At 67.8% G+C, this 16,157-nt stretch carries 13 protein-coding genes; all 13 read right to left on the minus strand.

Features of this window, described 5'->3' with window-relative positions:
- Positions 1-15 precede the first annotated feature (15 nt).
- Complete coding sequence (gene gmk / locus SOM10_RS02875) at positions 16-924, minus strand: guanylate kinase (protein ID WP_187249657.1); 909 nt, start codon at positions 922-924, stop codon at positions 16-18.
- Positions 917-1,762, minus strand: a complete 846-nt coding sequence (pyrF, locus tag SOM10_RS02880) for an orotidine-5'-phosphate decarboxylase (protein ID WP_053096118.1) — start codon at positions 1,760-1,762, stop codon at positions 917-919. Before pyrF ends, gmk begins: the two co-directional genes overlap by 8 nt.
- Positions 1,759-5,046: a carbamoyl-phosphate synthase large subunit gene (gene carB, locus SOM10_RS02885; RefSeq protein ID WP_053096119.1), complete on the minus strand. Its 3,288-nt coding sequence runs from the start codon at positions 5,044-5,046 to the stop codon at positions 1,759-1,761. The genes pyrF and carB overlap by 4 nt, the downstream gene beginning before the upstream one ends.
- Positions 5,046-6,191, minus strand: a complete 1,146-nt coding sequence (gene carA, locus SOM10_RS02890; protein WP_320488320.1) for a glutamine-hydrolyzing carbamoyl-phosphate synthase small subunit — start codon at positions 6,189-6,191, stop codon at positions 5,046-5,048. The genes carB and carA overlap by 1 nt, the downstream gene beginning before the upstream one ends.
- Positions 6,188-6,715, minus strand: a complete 528-nt coding sequence (locus SOM10_RS02895; RefSeq protein WP_320488322.1) for a hypothetical protein — start codon at positions 6,713-6,715, stop codon at positions 6,188-6,190. The genes carA and SOM10_RS02895 overlap by 4 nt, the downstream gene beginning before the upstream one ends.
- A complete protein-coding gene (locus SOM10_RS02900) occupies positions 6,712-8,016 on the minus strand; it encodes a dihydroorotase (RefSeq protein ID WP_056278771.1) in 1,305 nt (434 codons plus the stop codon). Before SOM10_RS02900 ends, SOM10_RS02895 begins: the two co-directional genes overlap by 4 nt.
- Positions 8,013-8,978, minus strand: coding sequence for an aspartate carbamoyltransferase catalytic subunit (locus SOM10_RS02905; protein WP_053096128.1), 966 nt, complete (start codon positions 8,976-8,978; stop codon positions 8,013-8,015). The genes SOM10_RS02900 and SOM10_RS02905 overlap by 4 nt, the downstream gene beginning before the upstream one ends.
- Positions 8,975-9,505: a bifunctional pyr operon transcriptional regulator/uracil phosphoribosyltransferase PyrR gene (pyrR, locus tag SOM10_RS02910; protein WP_053096130.1), complete on the minus strand. Its 531-nt coding sequence runs from the start codon at positions 9,503-9,505 to the stop codon at positions 8,975-8,977. Before pyrR ends, SOM10_RS02905 begins: the two co-directional genes overlap by 4 nt.
- A 68-nt stretch (positions 9,506-9,573) precedes the next feature.
- The gene (locus SOM10_RS02915) at positions 9,574-10,107 is read right to left on the minus strand and encodes a hypothetical protein (RefSeq protein ID WP_320488325.1); all 534 of its coding nucleotides are present in this window, start codon (positions 10,105-10,107) and stop codon (positions 9,574-9,576) included.
- A gap of 52 nt (positions 10,108-10,159) precedes the next feature.
- The gene (locus SOM10_RS02920; RefSeq protein ID WP_187249660.1) at positions 10,160-11,737 is read right to left on the minus strand and encodes a Rieske 2Fe-2S domain-containing protein; all 1,578 of its coding nucleotides are present in this window, start codon (positions 11,735-11,737) and stop codon (positions 10,160-10,162) included.
- A gap of 75 nt (positions 11,738-11,812) precedes the next feature.
- Entirely contained in the window at positions 11,813-15,112 is a 3,300-nt protein-coding gene (locus SOM10_RS02925; protein ID WP_320488327.1) for an SNF2-related protein, read from the minus strand.
- Positions 15,113-15,168: 56 nt separating this feature from the next.
- On the minus strand, positions 15,169-15,579 hold the full coding sequence (gene nusB, locus SOM10_RS02930; protein ID WP_053096135.1) for a transcription antitermination factor NusB: 411 nt from the start codon (positions 15,577-15,579) through the stop codon (positions 15,169-15,171).
- A 3-nt stretch (positions 15,580-15,582) separates the two neighbouring features.
- Positions 15,583-16,143, minus strand: coding sequence for an elongation factor P (gene efp / locus SOM10_RS02935; protein WP_053096137.1), 561 nt, complete (start codon positions 16,141-16,143; stop codon positions 15,583-15,585).
- Positions 16,144-16,157 lie beyond the last annotated feature (14 nt).

Below are 16,157 nucleotides of genomic sequence, written 5' to 3' on the forward strand. Positions count from 1 at the left end.
GGCGCGCGAAGACGCTCAGCGCGCAGAGCTCGAAGACAATTCTACGACCTCCGCGGCCGCAGCGGCGACGTCCTCGTTCACGATGAGGTGGTCGAACTCGTTCTGCGCTGCCAATTCGACCTTCGCGGTGCGCAGTCTGCGAGCGCGTTCCTCCGCGCCCTCCGTGCCTCGTCCGACCAGCCGCTGGACGAGTTCGTCCCAGGTCGGAGGCAGCAGGAAGATGAGCGTGGCTGCAGGCTCCGCCTTGCGCACCTGGCGCGCGCCCTGCAGGTCGATCTCGAGCAGCACGGTCTTGCCTGCAGCGAGAGCGGCGTCGATCGGCGCACGCGGCGTGCCGTAGCGCGACTTGTTGTGGACGACGGCGTACTCCAGGAGTTCGTCGTCTGCGATCAGACGGTCGAACTCCGCATCGTCGACGAAGTAGTAGTGCACGCCATCGATCTCGCCAGGTCGCGGTGCGCGCGTCGTCGCCGAGACCGACAGATGGATCTCGGGGTTGTGCTCACGGATGTGGGCGGCGACGGTGCCCTTGCCGACTGCCGTGGGCCCGGCGAGCACGAGCAGACGGCTTCGTGCGCCACGCGGCTCGAGCAGCGGGAAGCGCGCGTCGAGCCACTGCGAGAGCGCCACCCGCTGGCGGACGCCGAGCCCTCCCAGTCGCTTGACCGGCGAGATGTGCAGCTCTGCCAGGATGCGGTCGCGCTTGCCCGCGCCGATCGCGGGGAGAGCGAGCAGGAAGTCCGTGATGCGCATGGACCCCTCGACCGAGTCCGGGTCTGCGGTCGCCCGCTCGAGCACGGCCTGCGGTGTCACGACACGCGTGGTCAGATCGCGCTTGAGCGATGCGCGGGCGCGGCGTCGTTCGACCGCCTTGCGTGCGGCGGCAGCGCGGTCGACCTCGGGGACGGGACGGGACTCAGCCACGGCCGGCCTCCCTGTACTCTGCGACGCGGGCGTCGATGGCGGCGGCGAGACCGGCGGGTCCAGCCGAGAGGATGCTGCGGCTCTCGCTCGCGATGACGGCGGCGCTCATCGAACCGAACCGGCGGTGCAGGTCTGACGGCGTCGCACCCTGCGTGCCGAATCCCGGAGCGAGGATGGGTGCCACCGGTGCGAAGGCGGCGATGCCGGCATCCGTCCAGTCCACGGTCGCGCCGATGACGAAGCCGAAGCTCCCCCACTCCCCTGCGGGCGTGTGCTCGGTGTTGCGCGCCGAGACGACCGAGACGATGTCCGCCGAGACGGCACGGCCGGTCTCCGAGATCGAGCGCTGCAGCACCTCGGCTTCGGGGTTGCTCGTGGCAGCCAGCACGAACAGACCCTTGTCGTGCTGATCGGCGAGGGCGAAGGCGCCGTCGAGCGCGCCGACACCCAGGAACGGGTTCACGGTGAGGGCGTCGGCCTCGAGCGGAGACCCCGGGGTGAGCCACGCAGCCGCGTAGGCGTCCATGGTCGACCCGATGTCGCCGCGCTTGGCATCCGCGATCACGAGGAGGCCGGCGTCCCTCGCAGCCGCGATGACCTCTTCGAGCGCCGCGAATCCTGCGGATCCGAAGCGCTCGAAGAACGACACCTGAGGCTTCACGATCGCGGCACGGCCCGCCGCGGCCTCGACCGTGCGCAGCCCGAACTCCCGGACGCCCGAGGCGTCGTCGCCGAGGCCCCAGGATCCGAGCAGGGCGGCGTGCGGGTCGATGCCCACGCACAGCGGGCCGTGCGCCGCGAGGGCGACACGGACCCGTTCGCCGAAGCGTGCGCTCACACTGCGGCCTTCCGGTCGAGGGCGTACTCCTGCAGGCTCTTCACCTGGAAGCCCTCGTGCGCTGCGTCCATACCGCTCACGGCGGCGCCGAGCACCGCCATCGTGGTGAACAGCGCCTTGTCGGCCGCGACAGCCGCCGCGCGGATCTCATAGCCGTCTGCACGCGCCGCGCCCCCGGACGGGGTGTTCACGACGATGTCGATCGAGCCGTCGTTGATGAGGTCGACGATGTTCGTCGCGCCGGACTCCTGGGTCTCGCTGTACTTCTCGACCACCGTCACCGCGATGCCGTTGCGCGAGAGGATCTCGGCAGTGCCCTCGGTGGCCACGATCGTGAACCCCAGCTGCTGCAGGCGATGCGCCGGCAGGATCACGGCGCGCTTGTCGGAGTCCGCGACCGAGATGAACACGGTGCCGGAGGTCGGCATTCCGCCGTACGCGGCCGCCTGGCTCTTGGCGAACGCGGTCGGGAAGTCGCGGTCGATGCCCATGACCTCGCCGGTCGAGCGCATCTCCGGGCCGAGGATCGAGTCGACGGTCTTGCCGTCGGCCGTACGGAACCGCTTGAACGGAAGCACGGCCTCCTTGACCGAGACGGGGGCGTCGAGGGGCACTCGCGAGCCGTCCTGCTCGGGCAGCATGCCCTCGGCGCGGAGCTCCGCGATCGTCGACCCCACCATCACACGGCTCGCGGCCTTGGCCATCGGGATGCCCAGCGCCTTCGAGACGAAGGGCACGGTGCGGCTCGCGCGCGGGTTCGCCTCGATCACGTAGAGGACGCCGGCGCTGATCGCGAACTGCACGTTGAGCAGGCCACGGACGCCCACGCCCTTCGCGATCGCGAGTGTCGCCTCGCGCACCCGGTCGATGTCGGTGCGGCCGAGCGAGACGGGCGGAAGGGTGCAGCTCGAGTCGCCCGAGTGGATGCCGGCCTCTTCGAGGTGCTCCATCACGCCGCCGATGAACAGTTCGGTGCCGTCGTAGAGGGCGTCGACATCGAGCTCGATCGCGTCATCGAGGAAGCGATCGACGAGCAGGGGCTTGCCCTCCTCGATGATGACCTCGCCCGCCGTGCGCACGAAGTACTCGCGCAGCGACTCGGAGCTGTAGACGATCTCCATGCCGCGTCCGCCGAGCACGAAGCTCGGACGCACGAGCACCGGGTATCCGATCTCCTCGGCGACGGCCACCGCGCCGTCCGCGTCCACAGCGGTGCCGTGGCGCGGGGCGATGAGGCCTGCCGTGTCGAGCAGCTGCGAGAACAGCTCGCGCTCCTCGGCGATGTCGATGGCCTCCGGGCTGGTGCCGAGCACCTGGTAGCCGGCTGCCTCGATGCCCTTTGCGAGCCCCAGCGGCGTCTGGCCGCCGAGCTGGCAGACGACTCCGAGGATGGTGCCGCTCGCGGCTTCCGCGTCGAGCACCTCCAGCACGTCCTCCAGCGTGAGCGGCTCGAAGTAGAGCCGGTCGGACGTGTCGTAGTCGGTGGACACCGTCTCGGGGTTGCAGTTGACCATGATGGTCTCGAAGCCGGCATCCGAGAGGGCGAACGACGCGTGCACGCACGAGTAGTCGAACTCGACGCCCTGACCGATGCGGTTCGGACCCGATCCGATGATCACGACCTTGGTGCGATCGGACGGTGTGACCTCGGTCTCGAAGTCGTAGCTCGAGTAGTGGTACGGCGTGAGAGCCGGGAACTCGCCAGCGCAGGTGTCGACGGTCTTGAACACCGGACGGATGCCGAGTCCGTGGCGCACGCCGCGGATCTCCGCTTCCTTCTCGCCGCGGAGCTCCGCGATCTGCGCGTCGGAGAAGCCGTGCTCCTTGGCGTAGCGCAGCGTGGCCGCGTCGAGCTCCGGTGCCGTGCGCACGATCTCGGCGACCTCGTTGATCAGGACGATCTGGTCGATGAACCAGGGATCGATCGCCGTGGCCTCGAACGCCTGCTCGACCGTCGCGCCCTTGCGCAGCGCCTGCTGGAGGGTGACGATCCGACCGTCCGTCGGGACCTTCGAGATCTCGAGCAGCTCGTCGACGGAACGGCTCTCCGCGCCCCAGTGGAAGCTGGAACCGCGCTTCTCGAGCGAGCGCAGCGCCTTCTGCAGCGCGGTCGCGTAGTTGCGGCCGATCGCCATCGCCTCGCCGACCGACTTCATGGTGGTCGTCAGCGTCGCGTCAGCGGCCGGGAACTTCTCGAACGCGAACCGCGGCACCTTGACGACGACATAGTCGAGCGTGGGTTCGAAGCTCGCGGGGGTGACGCCCGTGATGTCGTTCGGGATCTCATCGAGACGGTAGCCGAGCGCCAGCTTCGCGGCGAGCTTCGCGATCGGGAACCCCGTAGCCTTGGAGGCCAGGGCGCTCGAGCGCGAGACGCGAGGGTTCATCTCGATGACGATGATGCGCCCGTTGCTCGGGTCGATGGCGAACTGGATGTTGCAGCCGCCGGTGTCGACGCCCACCGCGCGGATGATGTCGATGCCGATGTCGCGGAGCTTCTGGTATTCGCGGTCCGTGAGCGTCAGAGCGGGAGCCACGGTGATCGAGTCGCCCGTGTGCACGCCGACGGGGTCGACGTTCTCGATCGAGCAGACGACCACCGTGTTGTCGGCGGTGTCGCGCATGAGCTCGAGCTCGTACTCCTTCCAGCCGAGGATCGACTCCTCCAGGAGGACCTCCGTGGTCGGAGAGTCGCGCAGACCGGCACCGCCGATGCGACGCAGATCCGCCTCGTCGTAGGCGAAGCCGGACCCGAGACCGCCCATCGTGAACGAGGGGCGCACGACGAGCGGGTAGCCCAGCTCGGCCGCTCCCTCGAGCAGGTCGTCCATGGTGTGCGCGATGATGCTGCGGGCGACGTCGGCGCCGGCATCGAGGACGAGCTGCTTGAAGATCTGGCGGTCCTCGCCCTTGTTGATGGCTTCGAAGCTCGCACCGATCAGCTCGACGTCGTACTTCTCGAGGATGCCGTGGTTGTGCAGCTCGATCGCGGCGTTCAGGGCCGTCTGCCCGCCGAGGGTCGGCAGGATCGCGTCGGGACGCTCCTTCGCGATGATCGTCTCGATGACTTGCCAGGTGATCGGCTCGATGTACGTCGCGTCGGCGAAGTCGGGGTCGGTCATGATCGTCGCCGGGTTGGAGTTGACCAGGATGACCCTCACGCCCTCCTCGCGCAGGACGCGGCAGGCCTGGGTGCCGGAGTAGTCGAACTCGCACGCCTGACCGATGACGATCGGGCCGGAGCCGATGACGAGAACGGAGTTGATGTCGTCGCGCTTGGGCATTACTTGGTGTCCTTCTTGCTGGCGATGACCATGTCACGGAACCGGTCGAAGAGATAGTTGGCGTCGTGCGGTCCGGCCGCAGCCTCCGGGTGGTACTGCACCGAGAACGCCGGGATGTCGAGAGCGCGGAGGCCCTCGACCACGTTGTCGTTCAGGCCGATGTGACTGACCTCGACCTTGCCGTAGCCGTGGGGGCTGTCGAACGAGCCCTCCAGCGGCGCCTCCACGGCGAACCCGTGGTTGTGCGCGGTGATCTCGACGCGTCCGGTGGACTTGTCGAGTACGGGCTGGTTGATGCCGCGGTGCCCGAACGGCAGCTTGTAGGTGCCGAGACCCAGCGCCCTGCCGAGCAGCTGGTTGCCGAAGCAGATGCCGAAGAAGGGCAGCCCGTCGTCGAGCACCGAGCGCAGCAGCTCGACGTGGTCGCCGGAGGCTGCGGGGTCGCCAGGGCCGTTCGAGTAGAAGACGGCGACGGGATCGATCGCACGGATGTCATCGATCGTGACGTTCTGAGGCAGGACGTGCACCTCGAAGCCACGGGCCGCCAGGTTGTCGATCGTGGCCTGCTTGACGCCGAGGTCGAGGACGGCGAGATTGCCGACCCGCTCCCCCATCGCCGTCGTGACCGTGGCGACGTCGACCGAGACCTGCGCCGAGAGGTTCTGGCCGACCATCTGAGGCGCCTCGCGCACGAGGCGCAGCTGCTCGTCGGCGTCGATCTGCGCGGCCTCGCCCGAGAAGACGCCGCCGCGCATAGACCCGGCAGAGCGGATGTGCCGCGTGATCGATCGGGTGTCGATGCCGCTGATGCCGACGATGCCGTCCCGCTCGAGGATCTCGTCCAGCGAAGCGGTCGCACGCCAGTTCGAGACGACTCGTGAGGGGTCGCGCACGATGTAGCCGGCGACCCAGATGCGACGGGACTCAGGGTCCTCGTCGTTCATGCCGGTGTTGCCGATGTGCGGGGCCGTCTGCAGGACGATCTGGCCCGCGTACGACGGGTCGGTGAGCGTCTCCTGGTATCCGGACATGCCGGTCGAGAAGACGACCTCGCCGAAGGTGGTGCCCAGCGCGCCGTATGCACGGCCGACGTGGCGGGTCCCGTCTTCGAGGACGAGGACGGCGGGTTCGGGGAGGGCTGTCATGACGTTGCTCCTGTGTCGGGGGCGGCGGTGTCGTCCGTGGCGGGGACGAGGCGCTGCAGTTCTGAGATGAAGTTCTGGGGATCGCCGTCGGTGACCCGCAGATACGAGTCGACGATCGTGTCGTCGTCCGCATTCCAGGCGACGCGGACGAGTCCACCCGGTTCGACGACGCGGTCGATCGTCACCGTGGCGCGGTCGACGCTCGCGAGTCGTGCAGAGGCGAGGAAGACGGTCGGCGCACCGTCGAGGCAGAGTGCGAGTCCGCGATCGGTGACCGCAGCCTCTCCCCTGGCGCGATAGGCGAGCGGCCGGATGGCGAGGCGCTCCAGCGGCTGATCGTGCTTCGTCGTCGAGACGTAGAGCACCTCGTGACGGTCGAGGACCTCCGCATGCTCCGGCACGCCCAGGGGAGCCGCCAGACCCGAGTCGCGTCGGAGTCGTCGGCGCCACGCCGTGAACATGGCGACCAGGACGAGTGCCGCCACGGCGATCGTGATCGCGATGGCGATGTCGCGCGTGCTCATGCGTTCAGCTCCTCGACCACGGATCCGCCGTCGACCGTCAGCAGCCCGCGGTGGATCGTGAACTCGACGCGGCCGGGGAGGTCGCGACCGAGGTACGGCGAGTTCACGCTCCGACCGTGCAGGTCGGATTCGGTGAACACGCCGGCGGCGGACGGGTCGTAGAGGGTGATCTGCGCAGCAGCACCGGCCTGCAGGGGCAGCCCATGATCGGACAGACGTCCGATCCGCGCGGGGGCCGCACTCATCACCCGGGCGACGTCCTCCCAGCCGATCAGGCCGGTCTGCACCATCGACTGGTGCACGACGCGCAGGGCGCTCTCGAGTCCGACCATGCCGTTGGCTGCGGCCTGCCACTCGCACGACTTGTGCTCGCTCGGGTGCGGGGCGTGATCGGTCGCCACGATGTCGATGGTGCCGTCGGCGAGGCCCTCGCGCACCGCCATGACGTCTTCCTCACGGCGCAGCGGCGGGTTGACCTTGTAGCGGGCGTCGTAGCCGCGCACCAGTTCATCGGTGAGCAGGAGGTGGTGCGGGGTGACCTCGGCCGTGACGTTGATCCCCCGCTTCTTCGCCCAGCGGATGATGTCGACAGAGCCTGCGGTCGACAGGTGGCACACGTGCAGTCGGGATCCGACATGCTCCGCGAGGAGCACATCGCGAGCGATGATCGACTCCTCCGCGACCGCCGGCCATCCGGCGAGTCCGAGCTCGGCCGACACTGTGCCCTCGTTCATCTGGGCGCCCTCGGTGAGGCGTGGATCCTGAGCGTGCTGCGCGATGACTCCGTCGAACGACTTCACATACTCGAGTGCGCGCCGCATGATCAGCGGATCGAAGACGCAGAAGCCGTCGTCGCTGAAGACGCGCACCTGGGCGCGCGAGGTGGCCATCGCACCGAGTTCGGCGAGGCGCTCGCCCTTCTGCCCCACGGTGACGGCGCCGATGGGCTGCACGGTCGCGTACCCGGCGGCCTCGCCCAGGGCGAGCTCCTGCTCGACCACACCGGCCGTGTCCGCGACCGGCGAGGTGTTCGGCATCGCGAACACCGCCGTGAACCCGCCTGCCGCCGCAGCACGGGTCCCGGTGAGGATCGTCTCGGAGGCTTCGTAGCCCGGCTCCCGGAGGTGGGTGTGCAGGTCGACGAGTCCGGGAAGGGCCACCAGGCCGTCGGCGTCGATGACTCGCGCACCGGAGCGGCTCAGTCCGGTGCCGATCTCGGAGATCTGCCCGTTCTCCACGATGATGTCGGCGCGCTCGGCACCGAGAAGCTGTGCTCCGGTGATGACGAGGGTCTCGCTCACTGGTCTCCCCCTCGTTCGTCGTCTCGTTCTCCTGCAAGGAGCAGGTACAGCACCGCCATGCGGATGGACACCCCGTTCGTCACCTGTTCCAGCACTGTCGAGCGCGGGGAATCTGCGGCTTCGGAGGATATCTCCAACCCTCGGTTCATGGGTCCGGGGTGCATCACAATGCTACCGTCCGGAAGGCCGGCCACACGCAGTGCGTCCAAACCCCATCGCCTGGAATACTCCCGCTCAGTGGGGAAATATGCAGCGCTCATCCGTTCGAGCTGGATGCGGAGCATCATCACGGCGTCCGGACCGTCCGCCAGAGCCTGATCGAGGTCGTAGACGACCTTCGCAGGCCAGAGCGAGACGTTCTGCGGCACCAGGGTGGGCGGCGCGACCAGGGTGACCTCGGCGCCGAGCGTGGCGAGCAGCCAGACGTTCGACCGTGCGACGCGGGAGTGGAGCACGTCGCCGACGATCACGACCCGGATGCCGGCGAGATCACGACCGCGGCTGTCGGCGCCGAAGCGCCGTTTGCGGATCGTGAACGCGTCGAGGAGAGCCTGGGTCGGATGCTCGTGCGTGCCGTCGCCGGCGTTCACGACTCCGGCGGAGATCCACCCGCTGGTCGCGAGGGTCTGCGGGGCGCCGGAGGCGGGATGGCGGATGACGACCGCATCCGCTCCCATCGCCTGCAGCGTCTGGGCGGTGTCCTTGAGGCTCTCGCCCTTCGACACGCTCGAGCCCTTGGCTGCGAAGTTGATCACATCGGCTGAGAGGCGCTTCGCAGCGGCTTCGAAGGAGATGCGGGTGCGGGTCGAGTCCTCGAAGAACAGATTCACGACCGTCTTGCCGCGAAGGGTCGGAAGCTTCTTGACCTCGCGCGACTGGGTGTCGGACATGTCCTCGGCGACATCGAGGATGCGCAGAGCCGACTCTCGGTCGAGGGTGCGGGTATCCAGCAGGTGTCTCATGCTTCGATCGTCACCTCTTCGGTGCCGTCGTGCTCGGTCAGCCGGACGTTGACGCGCTCCTGGCGAGACGACGGGATGTTCTTGCCGACGAAGTCGGGGCGGATCGGGAGTTCCCGGTGGCCGCGATCGACGAGGATCGCGAGGCGGACGATCGACGGGCGACCGATCGACTGCAGCGCGTCGAGTGCGGCGCGGATGCTGCGGCCGGAGAACAGCACGTCGTCGACGAGGACGACGGTCCTGCCGTCGATCCCGCCGGCAGGGATGTCCGTGGGCCGCGGAGAACGCGTCGGCTGCGAGGCGAGGTCGTCACGGAAGAGGGTGACGTCCAAAGCCCCCACCGGAACGGTGGTCTTCGCGATGGCGCCGATCGCTGCGGACAGGCGGTGGGCGAGAGTGACGCCGCGGGTCGGAATGCCCAGCAGGACGAGGTTCTCAGCCCCTCGATTGGATTCGAGGATCTCGTGCGCGATACGGGTGAGAGCCCGCGAGATATCGGCTTCGTGCAGCACGGTTCGTGCAGACATCGGCCGCTCCCTTCTCCGCCTCACAGGACGGTGTTAAAGGTTGCTTGATGGCACCAGTCTAGCGTGCGTCAGTGCCAGCCCAGGACCTCTCGGACGACCGCCTGCGAGACGGGGGAACCGTCATCCGGGACTCCGGCGAGCGATTCGTGCGAGAGCATCGCGCCTTCCAGGCCCGCTGCCGCGGTGATCTGCTCGAGGGCGTCGCGCACGCGAGGAGCCGCGGCTCTCGAGTAGGGCGGCGCACCGCGACGCGAGGTGTGGGGAAAGACGATCAGCTCCGACACGAGGGGTCCGACGGGACGGGACGCGACGACGACCAGCGTCGGCGACAGCACACGCTGGAACGCCCGGGGGACGGGGAACGGGAGTTCGTCGATCACGAGCCCGAGCAGTGCGCGCCTCTTCGACTTCTCCTCGTCCCCGATCTCCAGCGCGACGGCCGTCCACTCGGATCCGCGGCCTCTCAGCTTCTCGTCGAAGCCATCGTGCCGTTGCTCGAAACCGGCGTCCTCGAGGAATTCCACGGCCACCCGGATCAGCCGTTCCGGCGTGGAGCGGGTGATCCATCGAGCCCCGCGGAGAAGCCCAGTGAACATCGGCATCGGCGTTCGAGCGTCGCGCCCCGATCCGTGCGGGTGCGAGGAACGAACCACGTCAGCTGGCCTCGCGAAGCACTGCGTCGGTGACCTCGTCGATCTTCGTGGAGCGGATCGGGTGGCCGCTCGTCGACAGGCAGCGGCCTGTGTTGAGGTCCCACTTCCAGTCGTGCATGCTGCAGGTCAGGATGCCGTCGTCGTCGACCTTTCCGGTCTTGGTCAGGTCGGCGCGCAGGTGGGGGCAGCGACGCTGCACGACCCAGTCGCCGATCTCGGCATCCTCGGTCTGGTCCGTCTGCTCCTGATACCAGTTCTCGACGTACTCGATGCGATCGACCGAGAGGCACTTGAGGAACGTCGTGAGGAACTCGTTGAACTTTCCGCTGCGCCCCACCTCGAACTGCATCGAGAGGAAGATCGAGTTCGACCAGTCGATCTCGTGGTCGCGGATGTTCGTCGAGACGAGGTCGGCGGGGATCGTGTACCAGTAGATGCACTCCTCGCCCGCGTACTCGCGAACCTTCGCGCGGGGGAAGTCCACGACCATGTCGAGGTCGCCGATCCTGAAGCGCACGCATCCCCCGACTCCGAGTCGGATCGTGCGCGACTTCTTCAGCAGCGGCTCCCACCAGGTCTTCAGCTCCTCGAGCATCTCGGCGGCGGGCATGACCTCGGCGCGCGACGCCTCCTCGTCACGGATCTCCCGCTGTCGGGAGGCGCGCTGCTCCTCGAGGTAGTCCCACTTCTCGTCGAAGATGTGGGCGAGCTCGGCCTCGGTGTAGAGCGACTGCTCGGTGGACACGGAGCCGCTCTCGACGGTGACCACCGTGCCCGGCACGAACAGATGTCCGTCGTACTGGGGCGAGAGCTCCTTCATGTGGGCCAGGAACTGCTTCTGGTCGGTGAAGATCGATTCGCCGTTGCGCCCGACGCCGTTGAAATCGAAGAGCTCGTCGCGCAGGAACATCGGCGGACCGGCCATCGGGAAGACGTGAGGCGCGTCCACCTTGTCGATGTAGTACATCGCCCGCTTGTTCTGCGCGTCGCGCTTGAGCTTCGCGAAGTTCTGCTTCGCATCCAGCGGCAGGTCATAGACCATGGGCCACCAGATCGCACCCGAGACCTGAGTGAAGTACGCGTCGGGCTTGCCGAAGTGCAGCAGCGTGTCGAGATCGAGAGGGTGCGAGTCGTTCTGGTTGAGCACCGAGCCGGTGCCGTCGTCGACGCTCAGCGACGAGTCTCCGATGGGTCCGTCGCTCGGAGCGCGCAGCGGAGTGATCATGATCTTCAGATCGCCGCGCTCGATGATCTCGCCGGCCGGGGCGTAGGTGATGTTCGTGTAGCCCAGCGCCCTGATGTCCTGCTCGAGGTCATCGATCGGGTACTCGGGCAGCAGCACCTCGATGTCCTTGCGGATGTAGCGCTCGAGGAGCCGGGGATCGAAGTGGTCGCGGTGCCGGTGCGAGATGTACAGGAAGTCCGCTTCGCGGCCGAAACGCTCCCAGTCGAGCCCGCGGTTGTCGGGGAACGGGAACCACGAGCCGAAGAACGAGGGCCCGAGAACCGGGTCGCAGATGATGTTCCCGCCGACCGTCTCGATGAACATCCCGGCGTGGCCGAGTCCCGTGATCCGCATGCATTCCTCCTGAAGTGAACCGTTCGATTCTACCGACGGGGTCCTGGGCGGACGCGGTGACCCGGCCGGGAGAAATCACGCGCCGTCGAACAGACCCTTGATGTCGTCTGCGGTGAGGGACTGCGCGAACAGCTCGTCGTCGTCCATCACCGCGGTGAAGAGCCTGGCCTTGCGGCGCTGCAGCTCGAGCACCTTCTCCTCGATCGTGCCGGTCGAGATCATCCGGTAGACGAACACCTGATTGGTCTGACCGATGCGGTGCGTCCGGTCGATCGCCTGCTCCTCGGCCGCGGGATTCCACCACGGATCGAGGAGGAACACGTAGTCGGCTTCCGTCAGCGTGAGTCCGAACCCACCCGCCTTCAAGCTGATGAGGAAGACCGGCTGCTCCCCCGACTTGAAGCCGTCGATCACCTGCTCTCTGCGGCGCGTCGAGCCGTCGAGATGCGCATACGGGATGCCGGCGGCCTCGAGCCGGGCAGCCGCGAGGTCGAGGAACGACGTGAACTGGCTGAAGACCAGAGCACGGTGCCCTTCGGCCTGCAGTTCGGCGACGCGCTCGAGCAGTGTGTCGAGCTTGCTCGACCCGATCTCGGCGTCGGCCTCGTCGACCAGCACGGGAGCGAGGCTCAGCATGCGCAGCAGGGTGAGCGAGCGGAAGACGATGAAGCGGTTGCGATCGAGGTCGTCGATCAGCCCCAGGACCTTCTGCCGTTCGCGCTGCAGCACGACGTCGTAGAGGGCCCTGTGCGGCGGACTCAGCTCGACCTCGAGCAGTTGCTCCTGCTTCGCCGGCAGGTCGGGAGCGACGAGCTCCTTGGTACGTCGCAGCATCAGGGGTCTCACTCGACGACGCAGCTGAGCGAGGCGCCGCGCGCGGTACTCGCCGCCCTCCTCGTTCTCGGGCACCTTGCCCTTCTCGATCGGCTGGATGTAGCGGTCCTTGAACTTCCGAGCCGAGGGGAACAGGCCGGGGGCGGCGAGCTTGAGCAGCGACCACAGCTCGGAGAGGCTGTTCTCCATCGGGGTTCCCGTGACCGCGTACGTGACGTCGGCATGGAATGTCGAGATGGCGCGGTGGAGCCGCGTCTTGGGGTTCTTGACGAACTGGGCCTCATCGAGGATCAGTCCGGCCCACTCGATCTCGCGGAACTCCTCTTCGTCGAGTCGGGCGACCGTGTACGAGCTCACGACGAGATCGCTCGACCGGGCCGCCGCCCTCAGGACGTCGGCGCGTTTCCCGCTCGTGCTGTCGACGATGGAGACACGAAGCCCGGGAGTGAATCGGGCCGCCTCCGACCGCCACGTGCTCAGGACAGACGTGGGGGCCAGCACCAGGAACGGTCTCGTCTCGCCGGCATCCCGCGTGTGCTGGACGAACGTGAGGAGCTGCAGGGTCTTGCCCAGGCCCATGTCGTCGGCGAGGATCCCGCCCAGTCGGTGACGCCACAGGAAGACAAGCCAGTCGAAGCCGGCCTTCTGATAAGGGCGGAGATCGGCCTGCACTCCCGCAGGAACGGGCGTCGGCGGAACCCCCGTGGCCTGACGGAGCCCGTCGGCCGTGGCGCGCCAGCTGACAGCCGGCTGGGCCTCGTCGGCGAGGTCTTCGAACTCCTCCCACAGATCGGTCTGGTAGCGACTGATGCGCGGACCGGTCTCCCACTCGTCGAGCTCGCCCGCCTCCTCGATGAGATCACGCAGACGATCCAGCGACGGGTGGTTGAGCGAGAAGTAGCCGCCGTCGGAGAGGAGCAGCTTCTTGCGCCCCCTGCTCAGCGCCGTGAACAGCGGTCCGAACGGGATGAGTCGACCGTCGATCGTCACGAGGATGCCGAGATCGAACCAGTCCGAGTCGGTCGATTCGACGGTCGTGACTTTGACCTCAGGATCCCCCGTCAGCTCGCGATACGCCTTGCGTTCTCCGTGGGACTCGACGCGGACGCCCACAGCCTCGAGCGCGGGAACGCCTTCCGCGATGAACGCCGCCGCATCGATGTCGTGGAACGAACCGCTCGGGCGGAAGCTCGTCGTGCGGAACTCCTGCCATGCCGCCTCGATCGCCGCGCGTCTGGTCGTCTCGCTCTCGGCATCTCGCACCGCTGCGTCATTCCACGCGAACGGCACTCGGCCGAACGGACCGTACGACCACTCGAATGCGTAGCTGACGACGTCGCCGCGCTCGTAGCTGACCGTGAGCACCGCCTCCGGTTCGGGCACGTCGGGAAGCGCGACCTCCCCGACCGTGCGCACGGTGCTGCGCCGGGCCAGAAGCGGATAGGCGTCGGCGATGAACGCCTGCTCGTCGTCGGCCGGCACGAGGATAGGGTCGGAGGCCGCGAGCAGGGCACGTGTCTGCTCGCTCAACGACACTTCGGCGAGGACGACCTCGATCCGCGCACCCACGAGGCTCGCCGCGTAGACACCCGTACGACCGATCGGATGCACCTCGCGGGCGGGAATCACTCGATCGTCGATGCGCACGTCGGCGGCGACCTCCAGAGCACCCTCCTCGGTGCGACTGATCTTCGCGGAGACGTCGGCCGCGGATGCGATCCGCACCGAGGCGCTCTTCTGACTGGGAACGAGAGGGATTCCGACGTCGGTGGCCGATCGGAGGTGCCTCCACAGCAGCGGCGACTCGACCTGGTCGAGGACGAGCCACTCGCCGGCATTGCCGGAGAGCAGCGAGTCCCGCGAGATGCTGAGGAGATCCCCGAACCAGCGGTTCTGGTCGCGACCGAACTGCGAGGCGTCGCGACGGACCGCATCCCAGCCTGCGCCGCCCTGGATCCATGCACCGGTCTGCGCGCTGCGCATCATCGGGCGGATCGCCAGAAGCAGCTCACCGCTCGGGCGGGCGAGATCGCGCGCGGTCGCCGCCCGGACGGGGCGCGGCCCCCAGTGGTTCTCGCTCCGAGACTCACGGTGACGCAGTTCGATGCCGAGAGCGAGGCGCTGCGGGTGCTGCGACACCGCAGGGTCGAGCAGGGTCCGCCACGACGCCACTGCGGCGGTGCGCGGTGCGGCGGGCTTCTGCTCCGCGTCGGGCTGCCGCTGGAGAGCCGCGGCCTGCTGCGAGTACTCGTGCACATTGGACGCGAGCAGCGTGGCGACCACGTGCTTGCAGCCGCTCCGCACCGGGCAGGTGCAGCGGGTCGTCCGAACCCGTCTCGTCCCGTTGGACGAGAGGAAGACGATCTCGGTCACATACTGCGCGTCCGAGCTGCCGCGCACATGGCCCTCGAGTTCGAGCAGATCCTCGTGCCACACCACGTCGAGCACATTGCCCTCGCGGAAGTACGCGAGACCGCGCTGGTAGCCCCCGACATCGGTGATCTGCATGAGGTCGCGAAGATCGACGTGCGGCGCGGGCATGGCCCCATCCTTCCCGCGGCCTCCGACATCTCGGAGACCGCGTCCCGAGTCGTCGCTCAGGCCGCGCGAGAGACGCGTGCGAGCACGCCGTGCACGAACGCGCCCGAATCGTCGGTGGAGAACTCCTTGGCGAGTTCGACCGCCTCATCGATGGCGACAGCGGTCGGCACCGCGTCATTGAACAGGATCTCCCAGACGCCGATGCGCAGCAGCGCGCGATCGACCGCGGGCATGCGCTCGATCCTCCAATCGCGGCTGTGGGTCGTGATCTGCTCGTCGATCTCGTCGTGGTGGTCGATGATGCCGTCCACCACCTCACGGGCGTAGAGCCAGGAGGCCTCGCGAGCGGGTTCGCTCGCGGCGCGCTTGGCCTCTGCGGCCAGGGTCACCGCGATCTCGTCCCCACGGACGTCGGCGGAGAACAGGATGTCGAGTGCGCGCTTGCGCGCTTTCGTACGGGCGCTCACGCCTTACTTCTCGCGACCGAGGTAGTCGCCGGTGCGCGTGTCGACCTTGACCTTGGTGCCGGTCTCGACGAAGAGCGGCACCTGGATCTCGTAGCCCGTCTCGAGCGTGGCCGGCTTCGTTCCCGCCGACGAGCGGTCGCCCTGCACACCGGGCTCGCTGTAGGTGATCTCGAGGATCACGGACGCGGGGAGATCGATGTACAGCGGGTTGCCGTTGTTGAGCGCGATCGTGACCTGCTGGTTCTCGAGCAGGAAGTTCTTCGCGTCGCCGACGGTCGCAGCGGGGACCGTGATCTGGTCGTAGTCCGTCTGGTCCATGAACACGTACCCGTCACCATCGGTGTAGAGGTAGGTGAAGTCGCGACGGTCGACGTTCTCGATCTCGACCTTGGCACCGGCGTTGAACGTCTTGTCGACGACCTTTCCGGTCATGACGTTCTTCAGCTTGGTGCGCACGAAGGCGCCACCCTTGCCGGGCTTGACGTGCTGGAACTCGACGACGCTCCAGAGCTGCCGCTCGATGCTCAGGACGACGCCGTTCTTGATGTCTGCGGTAGATGCCATGCGCTGGACTTTCC

This window comes from Microbacterium sp. CFBP9023 (assembly GCF_034045055.1).
GTDB lineage: Bacteria > Actinomycetota > Actinomycetes > Actinomycetales > Microbacteriaceae > Microbacterium.